The sequence below is a fragment of the Nocardia sp. NPDC051787 genome, from assembly GCF_040681325.1.
GTDB lineage: Bacteria > Actinomycetota > Actinomycetes > Mycobacteriales > Mycobacteriaceae > Nocardia.
Genome location: NZ_JBFAYO010000018.1, coordinates 94248 through 113531, shown reverse-complemented (window position 1 = coordinate 113531; position 19284 = coordinate 94248). Strand labels below are relative to the sequence as shown.

The following is a 19284-nucleotide window of genomic DNA, read 5'->3' as shown; positions in this document are numbered from 1 at the left end:
AACCCGGCCGAGTTGATCCCAGGGGTGGCGAGCGCGGCTGAGCCGAGCGGGATGGAATCGACATCGAGAGCGGCGACCACCTTTTCCAGTTCTGCGGCGATCTTCGCACCGGACCCGGCGACCGCCGCGGCCACCTCGGCGGCCTTCTTGCGCGCGGCCTGGGCACGTTCGGCGCGGGCGCGGGTCTCCCGTTCCGCGCGTGCTGCCCGGCGCAGTGAATCCGCTTTACCGCGGACGGATTCCGCGCGTTCTTCGGCGGTGCGCACGGCGAGCCTGGCTTCGACTTCCATGGCCCGCACCTCCGCCAGCGCGGCCGCCGCCTCCTCCCGCGCGCGACCCGCGGATTCGGTGCCCGCGGCGCCCGCGCCGTCGGAGTCGGCCCCGGACTGTTCGAGTTCCGCGTGCCGCAGGCGATCTTCCAGTTCGGCGAGCGCGGCGAGCGCCTCCTCCCGGCTCGTCTCCGCATCGGTGCGCTGGGCCAGCAGGCGCTCGCTGTCGGCATGTGCGGTGCGGGCGGTCTGGCCGAGCCTGCCGAGCCGCTCGTAGATCGCCACCAGCGCCTGGTCGGATTCGTGCAGGGCGAGCAGCGCCTGATCGACGGCGTCCTTGCGGTCGGCCTGCTCGTCCAGTGCGCCGGACAGCGCGGCCTCGAGTTCCTCGGCGCGCCGCTGCGCCGCGGCCAAGTCGGCGGTGGCCGCGTCGATGTCGGCTTGGATCTCCAGCTGGCTCGGCGCGCGATCGGAACCACCCAGCAGCCAGCCGTTTCCGGCGAGATCGCCGTCCCGGGTGACCACGCGCACCTCGGGCCGGGCCGCGACCACCGCCCTGGCGGTGGGCAGATCGTCGACCACGGCGATGTCAGCGGTCAACGCGGCCATCGCGGCGCGCACGCTGTCGGGGCAATCCACCACATCGATCAGCCATCGGGCGTTGCCGGGCAGTGCGCCGAGGGACGGACGATCGGCCTGCGCAGCGCCGAATACGACGGCGGCGCGTCCGGCGTCGGCGTCCTTGAGCGCGCTGATCGCGGCGTGCGCGGACTCGTCGGTGTCGGCGGCGATGGCGTCGGCGAGCGGACCCAGCGCGGCCGCGACCGCCGCCTCGTAGCCACCGTGCACGCGCAACAGCGCCGAGAGCGGGCCGAGCAATCCTTGTTCCCGGTGCTCCACCAGCCACGCCCCACCGTCACGCCGGGCCAGGTTCATGCCGAGCGCTTCGATCCGCGCGCTCAGCGACGCCACCCGCTTGCTCGCGTCACGGTCCTGTTCGCGCAGTTCGGTGACGCGCTGATCGGCCAGTTCCAGCGCCTGCACCGCATGCTCGTGCTGAGCGTCCAAGCCCACCTCGCCCGCGTCCAGTTCGGCGAGCTCGGCCTGCACCGTGTCGAATTCGGCCTGCGCGGTCTCACCGCGATGCCGGGCCTCGGCGATGGCGGCGGAGAGCCTGGCGATCTCCGCGTCCACCGACTGGGCCCTTGCGCGCAGGGTGTCGACCTTGCCCGACAGCCTGGCCAGTCCTTCACGCCGGTCGGCGATCGCCCGCACGGCGGCCAGATGTGCCTGCTCGGCGGCCTTGGCCGCGTGTTCGCGTTCGGCCAGCTGGTCCCTGGCCGCCTCCAGCGTCTCGGCGGCGATCTCGACCGCCTCGCGCAGCTCGGCCTCTTCGGCCTCCACCCGCTCGGCCTCGGCTTCCAGCTGCTCGGGGTCGCGACCGGTGCCGACCGGGACCGCCGTGTCCAGGTGACGCGCGCGGTCGCCCGCGATCCGGATGGTCGCGTTGACCCGCTCGGCCAGCGCGGAGAGCTGGAACCAGATCTGTGCGGCCGCCTCGGCACTCGGGGTCAGCCGGGACAGCTGGAATTCCTGCTCCGCCAGTGCCGCGTTGGCGGCGTCCAGCTCGGATTGCACGGTGATCTGCTGCTCGCGGGCGTATGCCTCTTTGCTCTGCTGGCTTTCCAGTTCCCGGCGGCGGGTGACCAGGTCGTCCGCGGCCAGGCGAAGCCGGGCGTCGCGCAGATCGGCTTGGACGGTCTGCGCCCTGCGGGCCACCTCCGCCTGTCTGCCCAGCGGTTTGAGCTGGCGGCGCAGCTCGGTGGTGAGGTCGGTCAGGCGCGCCAGGTTGGCCTGCATGGCCTCGAGCTTGCGGACCGCCTTTTCCTTGCGCTTGCGGTGCTTGAGCACACCGGCGGCCTCTTCGATGAACGCGCGGCGGTCCTCCGGGCGCGATTCCAGGATCGCCGACAGCTGGCCCTGGCCGACGATGACGTGCATCTCGCGGCCGATGCCGGAGTCGCTGAGCAGTTCCTGCACGTCCATCAGGCGGCAGGAGTTGCCGTTGATCTCGTATTCGCCCGCGCCGTCGCGGAACATCCGCCGGGTGATGGACACCTCGGCGTAGTCGATCGGCAGCGCGCCGTCGGAGTTGTCGATCGTCAATGTGACCTCGGCACGGCCGAGCGGGGCGCGTCCCGCGGTGCCCGCGAAGATCACGTCCTGCATCTTGCCGCCCCGCAGCGCCTTCGCGCCCTGCTCGCCCATGACCCAGGTGAGCGCGTCGACGACGTTCGATTTGCCCGATCCGTTCGGACCGACCACACACGTGATGCCCGGCTCCAACCGCAGCGTCGTCGCGGACGCGAAGGACTTGAAGCCCTTCAACGTCAGGCTCTTCAAGTGCAAATTCGACGACCTTTCCGTTTTCCACCCGGCCCGCGGCCTGCCTGTGCTCGGCAGCGCATCGGCGACCAGTCATCGTATTCCGTCGCGTGCCGGAGCTTCCCTGGGCCCGACAGCGTGCGGCCGAGTAGCGGTTCGGCACTCCCAGTAGGTTATCGACTCGCCCGGGGATTCCGCGCATGCGATATGCCCCAGGGTTGCCGGGACTTCCTGTATCGCTGTCTACCGCGCTCGATCGTCCCGCGCAACGCGAGCATGACACATCACCGGGTCCTTTCCGCGCCGCGGCGCGGAAAGGACCCGGCGCGGTGGGCCCACCGGCCGCATATCCGAACCGGCCGCACCGCACCGCACCGAGCAGTCTCGAACTGGCACTGACGCCGCGCGGTCCCGCCACATACGATCCCTCTGATTCGCCAGCGGCACGTTCTGGAGCGCACCACCATGTCTGCCCCCTCAGCAGGGTCTCCCACGGCGTTCCGCCTTGCCCGCATCGCGGCGCTGGTGCTGGGCAGCCTGGTGTTTCTCCATGCCTGCGAGCGCAGCAAGAGCATGGTGCTCAGCGACGTGTGGGGGGAAGTCGTCGTCGCGGCCGTGTTCGTCGCGGCGGCACTGGTGGCGGCGTGGTTCGAAATCGAGCTGAGTGCGCAGGAGCGGGAGGGCGACGACGCGCGTCCCGGCGCCGAAAGCGGGTGGGATGACGACGCGGAGCAGGCCGCGGCTCCCATTCGTGGGAATTTTCCCCGGCGAGGCCGCCGATCCGGAGACGAGGAGTACCCGGAAGACGAGCCGGGTGAGCGCACCGGTCGCGCGGCGCGTCCGGTGCCCATGGCGCCGCCGGGAGCGGACGACCTGTCCGAACCCGCCGAATACTCCGCGCGTTCCGACCTCGTCGCCGGGATAGCGCGGACATTGCGGATCGGCCGCCCTGGCGCTGAGGACGAGCGGCCACTGCTGTCCACCTGGAACGCCGTGACGAAGTGGGCGCGGCGCGGCGATCCCGGCGAGGACGCCGACCTCGACGATGTCGACGATGTCGACGACCACGACGAGATCGAGCAGATCACGCGCACCGAAACGGGTGAACTCGTCGTCGAGTCGAGCAGGCGGACGATCCGCGTCAAGATCGGTCGTTCGGGTGACCTCGTGGTGCACGGCCGCGCGATCGTCGGTCCGCATCCGCGGTCGGAATGGAGGTGGACATTCCAACCCGACACGTTCCCCGGCATCCGCGCCGCGCTCGGTGACCGGCCCGGTGATCTGCTGGACCTGCTCGAGGAAACCATTCCGTGGCTGGACGCCGGTGCCCGCGACGACCCGGGCGCGTGGCTGCGAGCCCACGACCTTCCCGCGACCTATCGCGAGAAGGGCGTCAGCGCCTCCCATGTCACCCGGGAACTTCCCGTACTGCGGCCCGGGCCTGCGCCGTGGCCGGGCAAGCCGCCTCGGCAATCGCCGGAAGACACACCCCGCACCAGACACCCACGCACGACGGCCGCAGAGATGGCAGACGTCCGCGATGCCCATTTCCCCGCCCGCCGGGAAAGATCTTCGGCCCCTGCCCGAGCCGCCGAGCCTCTACCGTCCCGCCGAGAAAGCCGCTCGCCACGCGAGAGCGCCGCCGATCCGCGGGCCTCGTCCCGCCGCGCCGACGTCGATCGGCCATCCGCCTCCCGCCCCACGGAGCAACGGAAGCCGCGGTCCGGCAACGACGGACCGTCCCGCTCGGCGCGCCGCCACCGCGACAACCCCGATCCGGACCGGCACAGTGGCCCGTTTCCGCGAACCGCCGCGGAAGACCCCCACCTACCCTTGCGTCCCACCCCCGGGCGTCCCGAGCTGCCACGACGACGACGTCAGGAACCCGCCGACGAACCGCCCGCCGACCAGCGGTACGCCGGGCGCCACACCCCGCGGCCGAGTCCGGATCCACGATCCGGTTACGAGGCCGACGCGCACCCATCGCCTCCAGAATCCGGGCGCCAGCGCAACCCGTACGCGGCTACGGACTTCGAGTCGCGGCCGGGGCGACGCGCCCAGCCCGAGCGCCCGCGTCGCGACCAGGCCGCCGACCCACACCACGACCAACCTCCGCCGCGCCGCCGCAACGGCGAACAGCGGTCACGGCGCGATCGCCCCTCCCCGTCGCACGAGTCGACCTCGCGGCGCAGGTGGTAGCACCCGACATCGATACCGCCACCAGGTGATCCGATGGCGGCGCCGACACGCTCAGCCCGGTGCCACGTCACAGCCGGCTCGCCAGCCTGACCAAGCCGCCGAACGACCACGACGAACCTCTGCCCCGGGCACCTCGCGGCGTCGAACAATGCTCGCAGCGGGATCAGCCCAGTCGACCGCACGGCGCGGTGGTAGCTCACGAAATCGGCACCTTCACCGGATGTTCCGATGGACGGCGCCGATCCGGCTCAGCGCGCGCGGCGCCCGCAGCGACCGCTCTCGAAGCCGGTCAGCACGCGGAACGCGAGTACGGCACCCCACGGGCCGATCACCCAGATCGGCCAGAAGTACGTGACGGCACCGACGCCGAGCGAGATCGCGGCCCAGATCGCCAGCACGAGCACGCTGACGCCGAGCCACGTGCCGCCCTCGATGCGCTGCCAGATCGGGATGCGCGGCCGCGGGGTGGCCGGTTCGGCGGCGCCCTTGGCGAGTTCGGGCAGATCGGACAGCACCAGTCGTAGGTCGTCGCGGGTGGTGGTCGCGTACACCTGGGCGACGCGCTGGTCGTACTCGGCCGCGTCGATCCGCCCGTCCGCCATATGCCTGCCGAGCAGGCGCACCACGGTGTCGCGTTCGGCATCAGAGGCGCGGGTAGCGGTGGAGATGTCCATACCTGGTCCTATCGACGGTTCCACGGTCCATAGTGGAATGTTGGTTTCCAGCATAACCCTCCAAAGTGGAATGTCAACTCTTCTACTTCCGCTCGGAAAAGCGGGACTTCGCACGGCCCGGCGGTAGCGTTCGAGGCCTCGGGTACAGGAGCATGGACAGGTGTTCAGCTCGCGGGCCCGCCGAGCGGCCGGACCGCGTCATCGGTGAATTCCCTCAGGAGGCACAGATGTCGGAAACCGTGCGTGGGGTCGTGGCCCGGAGCAAAGGCGCGCAGGTCGAGCTCGTCGACGTGGTGATTCCCGATCCGGGACCGCACGATGTGGTGGTGCGGGTCCAGGCCTGCGGGGTGTGCCACACCGACCTGCACTACCGCGAAGGCGGGATCACCGACGACTTCCCCTTCCTGCTCGGCCATGAGGCGGCAGGCGTGGTGGAAACCGTTGGCGCCGCGGTCACCCACGTGGCGAAGGACGACTATGTGATCCTCAATTGGCGCGCCGTCTGCGGCGAGTGCCGGGCATGCAAGCGCGGCCGTCCCTGGTACTGCTTCGCCAGCCATAACGCCAGCAAGAAGATGACGCTCACCGACGGCACCGAACTGACCCCCGCCCTCGGTATCGGCGCGTTCGTGGACAAGACCCTGGTCCACGAAGGCCAGTGCACCGAGATCGACCCGGAAGCCGACCCGGCGGTGGCGGGGCTGCTGGGCTGCGGCGTGATGGCGGGACTGGGTGCGGCGATGCACACCGGCAACGTCTCACCCGGCGACACCGTCGCGGTGATCGGCTGCGGCGGCGTCGGGGACGCGGCGATCACCGGTGCGCGCCTGGCCGGAGCGAAGACCGTCATCGCGATCGACCGGGACGCCCGGAAGCTGTCCTGGGCCGGCGAATTCGGCGCCACCCACGCGGTCGACGCGACCACCGAGGACGTGGTCGGGAAGATCCAGGAGTACACCGGCGGATGGGGCGCCGACGTCGTCATCGACGCGGTCGGCCGGCCGGAGACCTGGAAGCAGGCGTTCTACGGCCGCGACCTGGCGGGCACGGTCGTCCTCGTCGGCGTGCCGACCCCGGACATGGTCATCGAGATGCCGCTGCTCGACCTGTTCTCCCGCGGCGGCGCGCTGAAATCCTCTTGGTACGGCGACTGTTTGCCGGAACGCGACTTCCCGGCCCTGATCGACCTGTACCGTCAGGGCCGCCTGCCGCTGGACCGCTTCGTCACCGAACGGATCGGACTCGACGAGGTGGAGCGGGCATTCGGCAAAATGCACACCGGCGACGTGCTGCGCTCGGTGGTGCTCTGGTGACCCGCCCACATCAGGGATGAAGCCGCCCTGGGCCGGACGCGTCGGCACGCCCGGCGGCAGGCAGACGATCACCCTCCGTACGGATAGCGGTGGTCCAACTCCACGTTCAGCTGAAGAACATGCACGCGCGGCTCGCCGAGGAACCGCAGCGTCCGCCCGCTGGTGTGCTCGTCCACCAGAGCGCGCACCTGCTCCGCGGAGACGCCGCGCGCCTTCGCGACACGAGCCACCTGGATGGCCGCGTACTCCGGGGAGATGTGCGGATCCAGCCCGCTGCCGCTCGCGGTGACGGCGTCGGCGGGCACCGCCGGGTCGGCGGGGGCATCACCGTGGATCGGCACGATGCGGCCGACCGAATAGTCCCGGCCGGGCTCGGCGCATTCGACCCGCACGCCGCGATAGGTGTGCAGGAACGGCTGCGCCGGGCACACCTCGTTCACGCTGACCACCTGCACCGGACGCGACACGTCTCCGTCGGCGTCACGTGGGCCGATCACCGAAAGCACCGCCCCCACACCATTTTTCGTGCAGAACGGACGGCTGCCGTCGACGCGCTCACGGTCGCCGGCCTGCTTGCTGCGGGTGCACACCTGAGTCAGCAGACTCTTGCGCGAGGCGGTGTCGACGATGTCCTCCGGGCCGAGGTTGCTCGCCGAGGTGGACAGCGGGTCGTACCCGGCGCCGGCGGCGGACGGACGGCTCTGGAAGTACTGCACCAGGGCGGCGCCATCGGCGTCGGTGAACGACTGCCCGATCAGGCTGGAACCCACGCTCGCCGCGTTCACGTCCAGGAGCGAGCCGTCCGCCTTTTCACGCAGACCGGGCAGCTGCGCGACCGCGAAGACCGCCAGTGGATAGACGATTCCGGTGATCGCCGTGAGCACGAGCAGCGCGCGCAGTGCGGCGACATGTTGCCGGAGCAAGGTCGAGAAGCGCATGTCAGGACATCCCAGGGAGGAATTGGACCGCGAGGTCGATGAGTTTGATGCCGAGGAACGGCGCGATGATGCCGCCGAGCCCGTACAGAGTCAGGTTGCGGGTCAACAGCTTCGAGGCGTTCGACGGCCGGTAGCGCACGCCGCGCAGGGCCAGCGGGATCAGCGCGACGATGACGACGGCGTTGAAGATCACCGCGGACAGGATGGCCGACTGCGGGCTGGCCAGCCGCATGACGTTGAGCAGGTCGAGGCCGGGAAACAGCGTCACGAACAGCGCGGGAATGATCGCGAAGTACTTGGCGATGTCGTTGGCGATGGAGAACGTGGTGAGCGCGCCGCGGGTGATGAGCAACTGCTTGCCGATCTCCACGATCTCGATCAACTTGGTCGGATCGGAGTCCAGATCGACCATGTTGCCCGCTTCTTTGGCCGCCGAGGTGCCGGTGTTCATCGCCACGCCCACGTCGGCCTGGGCCAGGGCGGGCGCGTCGTTGGTGCCGTCGCCGGTCATCGCGACGAGGCGTCCACCGTCCTGCTCTTTCTTGATCAGCGCCAGCTTGTCCTCCGGCGTGGCCTCGGCCAGGAAGTCATCGACTCCTGCTTCGTCGGCGATCGCCTTGGCGGTCAACGGATTGTCCCCGGTGATCATCACCGTGCGGATGCCCATGCGGCGCATTTCGTCGAACCGCTCCCGCATGCCGTGCTTCACCACGTCCTCGAGGTGGATCACGCCGAGCACCCGCGCTGCACCGTCGGCCACTCGGCCCACGACCAGCGGCGTGCCGCCCGCGGCGGAGATGCCGTCGACGGTCGCGCCGAGTTCGTCCGGCACCGCACCGCCCTCGGCGCGCACCCATTCGGTGACCGCGCTCGCCGCGCCCTTGCGCAGCTGGCGGCCGTCGAGGTCGACGCCCGACATGCGGGTCTGGGCGGTGAACTCGACCCAATGCGCGTGAGTCAGCTCGCCTCGCGTGCGCTCTCGCAGCCCGTGGGCCTGCTTGGCGTAGACGACGATGGAGCGGCCCTCCGGCGTCTCGTCGGCCAGGCTGGAAAGCTGTGCGGCATCGGCCAATTCGTCCTCGCTCACGCCGGGCACGGGGACGAAATCCGTGGCCTGGCGGTTGCCGAGGGTGATGGTGCCGGTCTTGTCCAGCAGCAGCGTGTTCACATCGCCAGCGGCCTCGACGGCACGGCCGGACATGGCGAGCACGTTGCGTTGCACGAGGCGGTCCATGCCCGCGATGCCGATGGCCGACAGCAGCGCGCCGATGGTCGTCGGGATCAGGCACACCAGCAGCGAGACCAGCACGATGCCGGTGACGCCGTGCACGTCCAGCGCCGAACTGTCCTGCACCCCGGGGTTGTTCGCCTTGCTGAAGATCGCCAGCGGCTGCACCGTGACGACGGCGAAGACGAAGATGATGGTCAGCGCCGCGAGCAGGATGTTCAGCGCGATCTCGTTCGGCGTCTTCTGCCTGCTCGCGCCCTCGACCAGGGCGATCATCTTGTCGATGAAGCTGCGGCCCGGCTCCTGGGTGATCCGCACGACGATCCGGTCCGACAGCACGGTGGTCCCGCCGGTCACCGCCGAACGGTCGCCGCCGGATTCCCGGATCACCGGCGCGGACTCGCCGGTGATGGCCGACTCGTCCACCGAGGCGATGCCATCCACCACGTCGCCGTCACCGGGGATGACCTCCCCCGCTTCGACCACCACGTGATCACCGGGCCGCAGTTCCGGTGCGGCGACCCGTTCTTCGACAACCCGCGCGCCCGGCGACCAGTCGGCCAGCCGCCGCGCGACCGTATCGGTCTTGGCCTTGCGCAGCGTGTCGGCCTGCGCCTTGCCCCGGCCCTCGGCGACGGCCTCGGCCAGGTTCGCGAAGATCACCGTGAGCCACAGCCATACGACGATGGCCCAGGCGAAGAAGCTCGGATCCGCCAGCGCCAGGATGGTCGACCACACCGCGCCGAGCTCGACGATCAGCATCACGGGGTTGCGCCACAGGGTGCGCGGATCGAGCTTGCGCACCGCGTCCGGCAACGAGGTCAGCAGCATCTTGGGGTCGAGCACCCCGCCTTGTACGCCCTTGCCCCGCCGCGGCCGCTGGGATTCGGCCTCCGCGGAGACGCTCTTCTCGATGACGGAACCGGACATGTCAGTGGATTCCTTCGGCGAGCGGCCCGAGCGCGAGCGCGGGCAGGAAGGTGAGCGCGACCAGGATCACCGTCACACCGACGACCATGCCGGCGAACTGCGGCCGGTGCGTCGGCAAGGTGCCGATCGACTCGGGAGTGGTGCCCTGCCGCGCCAGCGAACCGGCCAGCGCGAGCACGACGATGATCGGCAGGAAGCGGCCGAAGACCATGGCGAGGCCGAGCGCGGTGTTGTACCACTCGGTGTTGCCGGTCAGGCCCGCGAATGCCGAGCCGTTGTTGTTGGCCGCCGAGGTGAACGCGTACAGGACCTCCGACAGGCCGTGCGGCCCGGAGTTCAGCATGCTCGCCCGTTGCCCGGGCAGCGCCATCGCCGCGGCCGTGCCCACCAGGACGATCAGCGGGCTGATGAGGAAATACGAGGCGGCCAGCTTGATTTCGCGCGGCGTGATCTTCTTGCCGAGGTACTCGGGTGTGCGCCCGACCATCAGGCCCGCCACGAACACCGTGATGACGGCCAAGATCAGCATGCCGTACAGACCCGACCCCACACCGCCCGGCGCGACCTCGCCGAGCTGCATGTTGAACAACAGCATCGAGCCGCCGAGGCTGGTGTAGGAGTCGTGGAACGAGTCGACGGCGCCGGTCGAGGTCAGTGTGGTCGAGGCGGCGAAGGTAGCCGAATTCGGCACGCCGAAACGCTGTTCCACGCCCTCCATCGAGGCGCCGATCGCGGTCGGCACGGTCCCGTGGTGCTGGAGCTGGAACAGGTTGGTCAGTGTCACGCTGATCAGTGCGATCGTCCCCATCACCGCGACGATCGCGTAGCCCTGCTCGCGACTGCCCACCATCCGGCCGAAGGTGCGCGGCAGCGAAAAACTGATCACCAGCAGCAGGAAGATCTCCAGCCAGTTGGTCCAGCTGGTCGGATTCTCGAACGGGTGCGCGGAGTTGGCGTTGTAGAAGCCGCCGCCGTTGGTGCCCAGTTCCTTGATCACTTCTTGGCTGGCGACCGGTCCGCCGGTGATGGTCTGCGGAGCACCATTCAGGGTCTGCGCCACCTGATCGTGCAGGTGGAAGTTCTGGATCACGCCGCCCGCGACCAGCACGATCGCGAACCCGAACGCGATCGGCAGCAGGATGCGTAGCGTGCCGCGCACCAGGTCGACCCAGAAGTTGCCGAGGTCGCCGGTGTGCCTGCGGGCGAATCCGCGCACCAGCGCCACCGCCACCGCCATGCCGACCGCCGCGGAGACGAAGTTCTGCACCGCGAGCCCGGCCATCTGCACCAGGTGTCCCTGGGTCGATTCACCGGAGTAGTTCTGCCAGTTCGTGTTCGTCACGAAGCTGACCGCCGTGTTCCAGGCCAGCGCGGGCGTCATCTCGGTGGCCGGATCGTTCAGGTGCAGTGGCAGTTCGTCCTGTACCAGCTGGAAGAAGAACAGGAACAGGATGCCGATCGCCGAGAAGGCCAGCACGCTGCGGGCGTACACCGGCCAGGTCTGCTCGACCTCGGGTTGTGCGCCGATCGCGCGATACACCAGGCGCTCGACGCGAGAATGCTTGCGGCCGTTGTATACGCGATACATATAGTCGCCCAGCGGCACGTGCACCAGCGCGAGCGCCAGGATCAGGACGGCCACGAAGGCGATCCCCGCGGTTGTCGGGCTCACTCAGAACCTCTCGGGGAACAGCAACGCCGCGACCAGGTAGACCGCGACGCCGACAGCGAGTACCAGACCGATCAGGTTCGCGGTCACAGCTTCTCCATCCCGCGCTGGACCAGCCCCAACAGCGCGAACACCACGAGGGTGAGCGCCGTGAACACGACGACCGACATGACTCGTCAACCTCCATCCGCGCGCCGATGCTTCGGCGCATCAGAGCGAGTGAAGCGCCCGGACCGCTGTCCCGACCGCTTCCTGACGACTTCTTGACGCCCCTGCGCCCGGCATTTGCGGTTCATTGACACGCCGGACAGGGCCGCAAGTATCGCGTCAAAGTACGCGGCCGAATTGTCAACACACCGTAAAGATCGAGGTCGGCCTGCGACGAAGGTAGAAGACGAAGGTAGAAGTGGAGAACCGGCCAGGCGGAGGACACCCGCACGACCGGTGTCACCCGCCGGGAGGAAAGCGAGGATCGTCGTGTCGGCAGTCGCGGTTGTCGTCGGATTCGTCTGCTGCGCGCTGGTCATCCGCGCGCTCGGGGTACGCAAGCAGGCGCCGTGCCGACAGTCCGTCGTAGTCGAGAGGGAGGGTGCGCGGCGGTGACGCGCGCAGACCCGCGCAGGACGCCGGGATACCAGGCACAGCACACCGGATCGGCCGGGGGCTGCTGGGCCGGAGCGGCGCGGCGCGCGATGATGAACGCGTGAAGCGCGGTCAGTTGCGGATCTACCTCGGCGCCGCGCCGGGAGTCGGCAAGACCTACGCCATGCTGGGCGAGGCGCACCGACGGCTGGAGCGCGGCCGCGACGTGGTGGCCGCGGTGGTCGAAACGCACGGCAGGGAGAAGACCGCGCGGCTTCTGGAGGGCATCGAGCGCGTTCCGCCGAAGATGATCGAGTATCGCGGCGCCATCTTCCCCGAGCTCGATGTCGATGCGGTGCTGCGGCGGGCCCCCGCGGTGGTGCTGGTCGATGAGCTGGCACACACCAACGCGCCCGGCAGCAAGCACGAGAAGCGCTGGCAGGACGTGGCCGACCTGCTCGACGCGGGTATCGACGTGATCTCCACGGTCAACGTGCAGCACCTGGAGAGCCTCAACGACGTCGTGGAACAGATCACCGGCATCCAGCAGCGCGAGACCCTGCCGGACGCGGTGGTGCGCGGCGCGGACCAGGTGGAGCTGGTCGACATCACACCGGAAGCGCTGCGGCGCAGGCTTTCCCACGGCAACGTGTACGCCGCCGAGAAGATCGACGCTGCGCTGCGCAATTACTTCCGGGCGGGCAACCTCACCGCGCTGCGCGAACTGGCGCTGCTGTGGCTGGCCGACCAGGTCGACGCCGCGCTGGCCAAGTACCGGGCCGACCACAAGATCACCGAGCTGTGGGAAGCGCGCGAGCGCGTCGTGGTCGCGGTGACCGGCGGGCCCGAGTCGGAGACGATCGTGCGCAGGGCGAGCCGCATCGCCACCAAATCCAGCGCCGACCTGGTGGTCGTGCACGTGGTGCGCGGCGACGGCTTGGCCGGGGTCTCCACCGAGCGTCTGGCCCGGCTGCGTGAACTCGCGGCCAGCCTGGACGCCTCGCTGCACACCGTCACGGGCGACGATGTGCCCACCGCCCTGCTGGAATTCGCCCGCGAAGTGAATGCCACTCAGCTGGTGCTCGGCACGTCGCGGCGCTCGCGCTGGGCGCGGATGTTCGACGAGGGCATCGGCTCCACGGTGGTGCAGCTGTCCGGCAAGATCGACGTCCACATGGTGACGCACGAGGCGGCCCACCGCGGCTTCCGGCGTCCGGTGCCGCACCTGCGCCGCCCGGTCTCCGCGTGGCTGGCCGCGGTGCTCGTACCCGTCCTGGTGTGCGCGCTCAGCGCCGCGTACCTGGACGACGTGCTGGATCTCGGCGGGCTCAGCGCGGTGTTCGTGGTCGGCGTCGTCGCGGTGGCGTTGCTGGGCGGCGTCGTGCCCGCGTCGTTGTCGGCGCTGCTGTCCGGCCTGCTGTTGAACTGGTTCTTCGCACCGCCGCGCTACAGCCTGACCATCGCCGAGCCGAACAGCTTCATCACCGTCGTCGTGCTGCTCATCGTCGCCGTCGCGGTGGCGGCCCTGGTCGACCTGGCCACGAAGCGAACCAGACAGGCACGCAAGGCATCTCGGCAGGCCGAGCTGCTGACCATGTTCTCCGGCGCGATCCTGCACGGCGCGGACCTGCCCAAGCTGCTCGAGCAGATCAGGGAGACCTTCGCCCAGCGCGCGGTCGGTCTCGTATCGGGCGACCAGGTACTGGCCGAGGTCGGCGCCGATCCCCCGCGGCTGCCCTCCGCCGCGGACACCGTGGTGGAGGCTGGCGATGCCCATCATCTACTGCTGCTCGCGGGCCGACCACTGGCCGCGGCCGACCGCCCGGTGCTCAACGCGGTGGCCAACCAGGCCGTCGGGCTGGTGCGGCAGGCGCGCCTCGCCGAAGAGGCCGGAGCCGCCGCGGCGCTGCTGGAGGCCGACCGTTTGCGGCGGGCACTGCTCTCGGCGGTCAGCCATGATCTGCGCACCCCGCTGGCCGGAGCCAAAGCGGCAGTGTCCAGCCTGCGCAGCGACGACATCGAATTCTCCCCGGAGGACACCGCGGAACTGCTGGAGACGATCGAGGAATCGGTGGACCAGCTCACCGCGCTCGTGGGCAATCTGCTCGACTCGTCGCGGCTTGCCGTCGGCGTTGTCACGCCCCAGCTGCGGCGGGTGTACCTGGACGAGGCGGTGCATCGGGCGCTGGTGAGCGTCGGGATGGGCGCCCGCGGGCTGCGGCGCGCGGCGATGGACCGGGTCGAGGTCGAGGTCGGCGACGTCTCGGTGCGCGCCGACAGCGGCCTGCTGGAACGGGTGCTGGCCAACCTGATCGACAACGCGCTGCGGCACGCGCCGCGGGGCAGCTCGGTCCAGGTCACCGCCGAACGCACCGGCGACCGCGTCTCGATCGCCGTCGTCGACTCCGGCCCCGGCGTGCCTCCCGGCGTAGAGGAGCAACTGTTCGAACCGTTCCAGCGCCTCGGGGACCGGGACAACACCACCGGCGTCGGGCTCGGTCTCTCGGTGGTGCGCGGGTTCGTGGAGGCGATGGGCGGCACGGTGCACGCCGAGCCGACACCGGGCGGAGGATTGACCATGCTGGTCGAGCTGCCCGCCGACGAAACGCCGGACTCCACCGGTGCGGGCGGCGAGGTCGCGCAAGAGACGATGAGCGCAGGAGGTGAGGTGTGACGACACAGGAGGCGGCGGTCGTGACGAAAACGCCCGAGGCGGTGGCGACGAAGGTGCTCGTGGTCGACGACGAACCGCAGATCGTGCGCGCGTTGCGGATCAATCTGTCGGTCCGCGGCTACGAGGTGATCACCGCGGCCACCGGCGCCGCGGGCCTGCGCGCGGCCGCCGACCGGCATCCGGACGTGGTGGTCCTCGACCTGGGCCTACCCGACATGGACGGCATCGAGGTGCTCGCCGGGCTGCGCGGCTGGACGTCGGCGCCGGTGATCGTGCTGTCCGCGCGCACCGACTCCGCCGACAAGGTCGAGGCGCTGGACGCGGGCGCCGACGACTACGTCACCAAGCCGTTCGGCATGGACGAGCTGCTGGCACGGCTGCGCGCCGCGGTCCGCCGCGGCGCCGCCGACGGCGACTCCTCGGCACCGGTCGTGACCACCGCGTCGTTCACCGTCGACCTGGCCGCCAAGAAGGTAACCAAGCGCGGCGAGACCGTGCATCTGACCCCGACCGAGTGGGGCATGCTGGAGATGCTGGTGCGCAACCGCGGCAAGCTGGTCGGGCGGCGCGAACTGCTGCGGGAGGTGTGGGGCCCCTCCTATGCCACCGAAACGCACTATCTGCGGGTGTACCTGGCCCAATTGCGGCGCAAGCTGGAGGACGATCCGTCCCACCCGAAGCACTTGCTCACCGAGGCGGGTATGGGCTACCGCTTCCAGGAGTAGTAATCCCGGCCACCGCTCGGCTGCCTCCGGAATCGTCGGGCCTGACGCGGCGTTGCCAGGCGCGAGCCGATCACGACGAGAATGGCAGGATCGAACCCATGGCTGAACAGACCGCTACCACCGCCGCCGCGGCGCCGACCGTACCCGGATCGACCACGCTGTGGGTCGAGCGCACCGGAACCAGGGCCTACACCGGCCGCAGCTCCCGCGGCGCCGAGGTCCTGATCGGATCGCAGGGTGTTCCCGGTGTGTTCACCCCCGGTGAGCTGCTGAAGATCGCCCTGGCTGCCTGCTCGGGACTGAGCGCGGACTTCGCGCTGTCGCGCAAACTCGGCGACAGCTTCGACGCGACCATTCGGGTCTCCGGCGACGCCGACCGGGACAACGAGGTCTACCCGCAACTGGACGAGGTGTTCGAGCTCGACCTGAGCGAACTCGACGACGAGGCGCGCGAACGGTTGCTGGTCACCGTGCAGCGCGCTATCGACAAGGTGTGCACGGTGGGCCGGACGCTGAAGGTGGGATCGAAGGTGACGCTGTCGTTCGACATCGAGGCCTGATGGACGGCGCCGTCCGGTTGAGCGCGTGGGTGCACGGCCTGGTCCAAGGCGTGGGTTTCCGCTGGTGGACCCGGTCGCGCGCGCTGGAGCTCGGGCTGGTCGGGCACGCGACCAACGCCCGCGACGGCCGGGTGCACGTGGTCGCGGAGGGCCCGCGCACCGCCTGCGAGCGGTTGCTCGACCTCTTGCGTTCGGGGGATACACCTGGTCGGGTGCGGTTGGTTGTGGAAAGCTGGGAGCCCGCGCGGGGTGATTTGACGGGTTTCGAGGAGCGGTAGTGGTGATTCGGGCAACGAGGGGGGCGCAGCGGTGAATACGCGGAATCCGGGTGACGGCAAACGTCGAGACGACGCCGAACCCGAGCGCCCGGCCGAGGGCCGGCCGACGCCCGCGACCACGCCCGAATCGGCCGACCAGCAAGAGTGGCCGGCACCCACGTCCGGCGGCACGGACTGGTCGACGCCTGTGTCCGCACCGAGCGGGCCCGCCGAACCGCCGGAGATCGACTGGTCGACGCCGAGTTCGGTGCCCCCCGGCACGGGGACCGGCCAGGAGCCCGCAGAAGGCACCGGTTCCGATCAGCAGCCAGCCGAACCCCAACAACGCCGAGGCACTGTGCAGCGTCAGGAACCAGGCGTCACGCAGCCGCGGCCGCCCACGGTTGCCGAGGCACGGGCCAGAGACAAAGCGCGTAAGCGCGCCGAAGAAGCGCAGCGCGCGGCCGCGGCGGCCGAGGCGGCCAAGAAGCGCAAGCGCAAGCGGGTCATGATCGGGGGTATCGCCATAGTCGGCGTCGCCGGTCTGGTCGGCGGCGGATACCTCACCTATCGCGCCCTGGCCGCGCCGGACCGGGTCACGGCGCACTGCGTGAAGACCGAGAACGGCCAAGAGGTCGTGGTCGACGACTCCTACTGCGGCGAAGGCCGTCCCGGCTTCACCAGCAGCGGGCCGGGCGTGATCATCCTCGGCGGCGGACCGCAGTATCGCTACTACTACGGCGGCACCGGCACGGTCGGCAAACCACCCACCGGCGGCACCACGATCAAGCCGAAGGGCGCCGAGATCAAGACCAAGAGCGGCACCACGATCCAGCGCGGCGGACTGGGCAGCAAGAGCACCGGCGGGGGATCGTAGATGCGCCGCGTGCGGGACAAGCCCCGGCCGGGCTGGCAGGGGATTATCGAAAGCCAAGGATTGGTCTACGGTTCCCCTGGACGGGATGCGAGCGGGCAACCGCGGCCGTACTGGGACGAATCGGTCCATTACGAGTTCGAGATGCCGGAGATCCTCGCCTTGGAGGCCGATGTCGAACTGCTGCACTCGATGTGCCTGAACGCGGTGGAACACATCGTGCTCACCGAGCGGTTCGCCGATTTCGGCCTGCCCGAGTGGAGCTGGGGTCCGATCGCCGAATCCTGGAAACGCTCCGACCCGCACGTCTACGGGCGCTTCGACCTGCGCTACGACGCGCGCCGCCCGGCGAAACTGCTGGAGTACAACGCCGATACCCCGACCTCGCTGCTGGAGGCGGCGATCGTGCAGTGGCACTGGCTCACCGACCGACACCCCGGCGGCGACCAGTGGAATTCGCTGCACGAGAAGCTGGTCGAGCGGTGGAGCGCGCTGCGTGACGTGGTGCCCACCCCGCAGCTGCATTTCACCTGGTCCGGCGCGGACGCCACGGGTGAGGACAACGTCACGACGGCGTACATGCAGGAGACCGCGGCCGAGGCCGGGTTCGACACCATCGCGCTGCCGATCGAGGAGGTCGGGTTCGATTCGGAGCTGGAGCGTTTCGTCGATCTGGCCGAGGCGCCGATCGAGGCGATGTTCAAGCTCTACCCCTGGGAATGGGTGCTCGACGACGAGTTCGGCAAGCGCGTCGTGGACAGCCTGCCGCAGACCATGTGGATCGAACCGCTGTGGAAGACGCTGCTGAGCAACAAGGCGATCCTCGCGGTGCTGTGGGAAATGTACCCGGGCCACCCGAATCTGTTGCCCGCCTATCTCGACCAGCCCCATGAGCTCACCGAGTACATCCGCAAGCCGAAGCTCGGACGCGAGGGCGCGAACATGACCATCGTCGGCGCAGGCTTGGAGACTGCCACCGGTGGCGTCTACGGCGAAGAAGGCTACGTGTACCAATTGCTCGACCCGCTACCGGAGTTCGACGACATGCGCCCGGTGCTCGGCGCATGGATCGTCGGCGATACCGCGGCCGGTCTCGGCATCCGCGAGACCGCGGGACTGATCACCGACGACGGCTCCGCCTTCGTCCCGCACCGCATCACCGACTGAGCATCATCACCGACGAACACCAATCCGTCTCCACCGCAGGCCAACCCATTTCGGAAGGATCAAGATGACCGCAGTCGCCCTGGAATCGGGGTACTGGAACTCGCTGGGCGAGGGTGTGGGAGCGATCATCCTCTACGCCCTGGTCGGATTGCTGCTCATGCTCGTCGGCTTCTACGCCGTCGACCTGACCACGCCGGGCAAGCTGCGTAAGCTGGTCGTGGCGGGCAAGCCGAACGCCATCATCGTGACCGCCGCGGGCATGATCAGCATGGCGTTCATCGTCGTGCTCGCCATCTTCGCGGTGGGCGGCGGCGGCAAACTCTCCGAGGGCCTGATCGCGGCGCTGGTGTTCGGCCTGGTGGGCATTGTCGCGCAGGTCATCTCGGTGCGGGTCATCGAGCGGGCGCTCGGGATCGACATCGGCGCCGCTTTGCACGCCGAGACCTACACCTCCGAGGTCCTCGTCGTGGCGGCCGCGCATTTCGCGCTCGGGCTGGTCGTCGCCTTCGCGATTCTGTAACGGGTCGCCGTACGCGGAGGTCATCGCGGGCGCGCTCGCCCAGCCGCTGCGCGGGTGAAAAATCGGTGGTTCAGTTGTCGTCGAAGTGATCGAGGCAATACGCCGCCGCCGCGAGGTACTGGCGGCACTCCGGGCCGTGTCCGGCGTGCACGCCGCGAATGAACAGCGCGCGGTCGAGGTCCAGATCGGTCGTGGGCTCCGCCGTGCAGTCCCGGTACTGCGTGCGCCACAGATCCTGCATATCCAGCGATGTCTGCATCGTGCACCTCCCATGCCTGCGTGTCAGTACGAAGAGGCTTGCCAACATCCTTACGCCGGAG

At 69.6% G+C, this 19284-nt stretch carries 16 protein-coding genes; 9 read left to right on the top strand and 7 right to left on the bottom strand.

The genetic code is table 11. The features are described 5' to 3' along the window. On the bottom strand, positions 1–2678 hold a 2678-nt coding region (gene smc, locus AB0M45_RS20605), incomplete at its 3' end, for a chromosome segregation protein SMC (protein ID WP_364331267.1). A 441-nt stretch (positions 2679–3119) separates the two neighbouring features. Here smc and AB0M45_RS20600 point away from each other — a divergent pair. Beyond that, on the top strand, positions 3120–4853 hold the full coding sequence (locus tag AB0M45_RS20600) for a hypothetical protein (protein WP_364331264.1): 1734 nt from the start codon (positions 3120–3122) through the stop codon (positions 4851–4853). Positions 4854–5101: 248 nt separating this feature from the next. On the opposite strand, the gene AB0M45_RS20595 is transcribed toward AB0M45_RS20600, so the two are convergent. Beyond that, on the bottom strand, positions 5102–5527 hold the full coding sequence (locus tag AB0M45_RS20595) for a DUF1707 domain-containing protein (RefSeq protein WP_364331261.1): 426 nt from the start codon (positions 5525–5527) through the stop codon (positions 5102–5104). Positions 5528–5754: 227 nt separating this feature from the next. Here AB0M45_RS20595 and AB0M45_RS20590 point away from each other — a divergent pair, with 227 nt between their 5' ends. Then, complete coding sequence (locus AB0M45_RS20590) at positions 5755–6840, top strand: S-(hydroxymethyl)mycothiol dehydrogenase (RefSeq protein WP_364331258.1); 1086 nt, start codon at positions 5755–5757, stop codon at positions 6838–6840. A gap of 68 nt (positions 6841–6908) precedes the next feature. On the opposite strand, the gene AB0M45_RS20585 is transcribed toward AB0M45_RS20590, so the two are convergent. Genes AB0M45_RS20585 through kdpF form a run of 4 tightly spaced genes read right to left on the bottom strand, consistent with a single transcriptional unit; the run spans position 6909 to position 11695 of the window. Then, complete coding sequence (locus AB0M45_RS20585; RefSeq protein ID WP_364331255.1) at positions 6909–7778, bottom strand: potassium-transporting ATPase subunit C; 870 nt, start codon at positions 7776–7778, stop codon at positions 6909–6911. A 1-nt stretch (position 7779) separates the two neighbouring features. After that, on the bottom strand, positions 7780–9936 hold the full coding sequence (kdpB, locus tag AB0M45_RS20580) for a potassium-transporting ATPase subunit KdpB (RefSeq protein WP_364331252.1): 2157 nt from the start codon (positions 9934–9936) through the stop codon (positions 7780–7782). A gap of 1 nt (position 9937) precedes the next feature. Then, positions 9938–11608, bottom strand: coding sequence for a potassium-transporting ATPase subunit KdpA (gene kdpA / locus AB0M45_RS20575; protein ID WP_364331249.1), 1671 nt, complete (start codon positions 11606–11608; stop codon positions 9938–9940). Continuing rightward, positions 11609–11695 carry a K(+)-transporting ATPase subunit F gene (gene kdpF / locus AB0M45_RS20570; RefSeq protein WP_067479578.1) on the bottom strand — a complete coding sequence of 29 codons (87 nt, stop codon included), beginning with the start codon at positions 11693–11695 and terminating at the stop codon, positions 11609–11611. A 613-nt stretch (positions 11696–12308) separates the two neighbouring features. On the opposite strand from kdpF, the gene AB0M45_RS20565 reads away from it, so the two are divergent. From AB0M45_RS20565 to AB0M45_RS20535, 7 genes are all read left to right on the top strand, one after another. Then, positions 12309–14861 (top strand): sensor histidine kinase KdpD, encoded by a 2553-nt coding sequence (locus tag AB0M45_RS20565; RefSeq protein ID WP_364331246.1) that lies wholly within the window; start codon positions 12309–12311, stop codon positions 14859–14861. Next, the gene (locus AB0M45_RS20560) at positions 14858–15586 is read left to right on the top strand and encodes a response regulator (RefSeq protein ID WP_364331243.1); all 729 of its coding nucleotides are present in this window, start codon (positions 14858–14860) and stop codon (positions 15584–15586) included. The genes AB0M45_RS20565 and AB0M45_RS20560 overlap by 4 nt, the downstream gene beginning before the upstream one ends. A 98-nt stretch (positions 15587–15684) precedes the next feature. Continuing rightward, positions 15685–16146: an OsmC family protein gene (locus AB0M45_RS20555; RefSeq protein ID WP_364331240.1), complete on the top strand. Its 462-nt coding sequence runs from the start codon at positions 15685–15687 to the stop codon at positions 16144–16146. After that, positions 16146–16424 (top strand): acylphosphatase, encoded by a 279-nt coding sequence (locus AB0M45_RS20550; RefSeq protein WP_364331237.1) that lies wholly within the window; start codon positions 16146–16148, stop codon positions 16422–16424. Before AB0M45_RS20555 ends, AB0M45_RS20550 begins: the two co-directional genes overlap by 1 nt. A 31-nt stretch (positions 16425–16455) precedes the next feature. Continuing rightward, positions 16456–17280, top strand: a complete 825-nt coding sequence (locus AB0M45_RS20545) for a hypothetical protein (protein ID WP_364331234.1) — start codon at positions 16456–16458, stop codon at positions 17278–17280. Further along, positions 17281–18444: a glutathionylspermidine synthase family protein gene (locus tag AB0M45_RS20540; RefSeq protein WP_364331231.1), complete on the top strand. Its 1164-nt coding sequence runs from the start codon at positions 17281–17283 to the stop codon at positions 18442–18444. It begins immediately after the preceding gene. Between the two features lie 64 nt (positions 18445–18508). Continuing rightward, positions 18509–18964, top strand: coding sequence for a DUF350 domain-containing protein (locus AB0M45_RS20535; protein ID WP_364331228.1), 456 nt, complete (start codon positions 18509–18511; stop codon positions 18962–18964). Between the two features lie 70 nt (positions 18965–19034). Here the strand turns inward: AB0M45_RS20535 and AB0M45_RS20530 are convergent, their stop codons facing one another. After that, positions 19035–19223, bottom strand: a complete 189-nt coding sequence (locus AB0M45_RS20530) for a hypothetical protein (RefSeq protein ID WP_364331226.1) — start codon at positions 19221–19223, stop codon at positions 19035–19037. Positions 19224–19284 lie beyond the last annotated feature (61 nt).

Excerpts from the sequence above, each read along its gene's own strand:
- AB0M45_RS20600 (WP_364331264.1), top strand. The coding sequence starts at position 3,120 with ATGTCTGCCCCCTCAGCAGGGTCTCCCACGGCGTTCCGCCTTGCCCGC.
- AB0M45_RS20595 (WP_364331261.1), bottom strand. The coding sequence starts at position 5,527 with ATGGACATCTCCACCGCTACCCGCGCCTCTGATGCCGAACGCGACACC.
- AB0M45_RS20590 (WP_364331258.1), top strand. The coding sequence starts at position 5,755 with ATGTCGGAAACCGTGCGTGGGGTCGTGGCCCGGAGCAAAGGCGCGCAG.
- AB0M45_RS20585 (WP_364331255.1), bottom strand. The coding sequence starts at position 7,778 with ATGCGCTTCTCGACCTTGCTCCGGCAACATGTCGCCGCACTGCGCGCG.
- kdpB (WP_364331252.1), bottom strand. The coding sequence starts at position 9,936 with ATGTCCGGTTCCGTCATCGAGAAGAGCGTCTCCGCGGAGGCCGAATCC.
- AB0M45_RS20555 (WP_364331240.1), top strand. The coding sequence starts at position 15,685 with ATGGCTGAACAGACCGCTACCACCGCCGCCGCGGCGCCGACCGTACCC.
- AB0M45_RS20550 (WP_364331237.1), top strand. The coding sequence starts at position 16,146 with ATGGACGGCGCCGTCCGGTTGAGCGCGTGGGTGCACGGCCTGGTCCAA.
- AB0M45_RS20540 (WP_364331231.1), top strand. The coding sequence starts at position 17,281 with ATGCGCCGCGTGCGGGACAAGCCCCGGCCGGGCTGGCAGGGGATTATC.
- AB0M45_RS20535 (WP_364331228.1), top strand. The coding sequence starts at position 18,509 with ATGACCGCAGTCGCCCTGGAATCGGGGTACTGGAACTCGCTGGGCGAG.
- AB0M45_RS20530 (WP_364331226.1), bottom strand. The coding sequence starts at position 19,223 with ATGCAGACATCGCTGGATATGCAGGATCTGTGGCGCACGCAGTACCGG.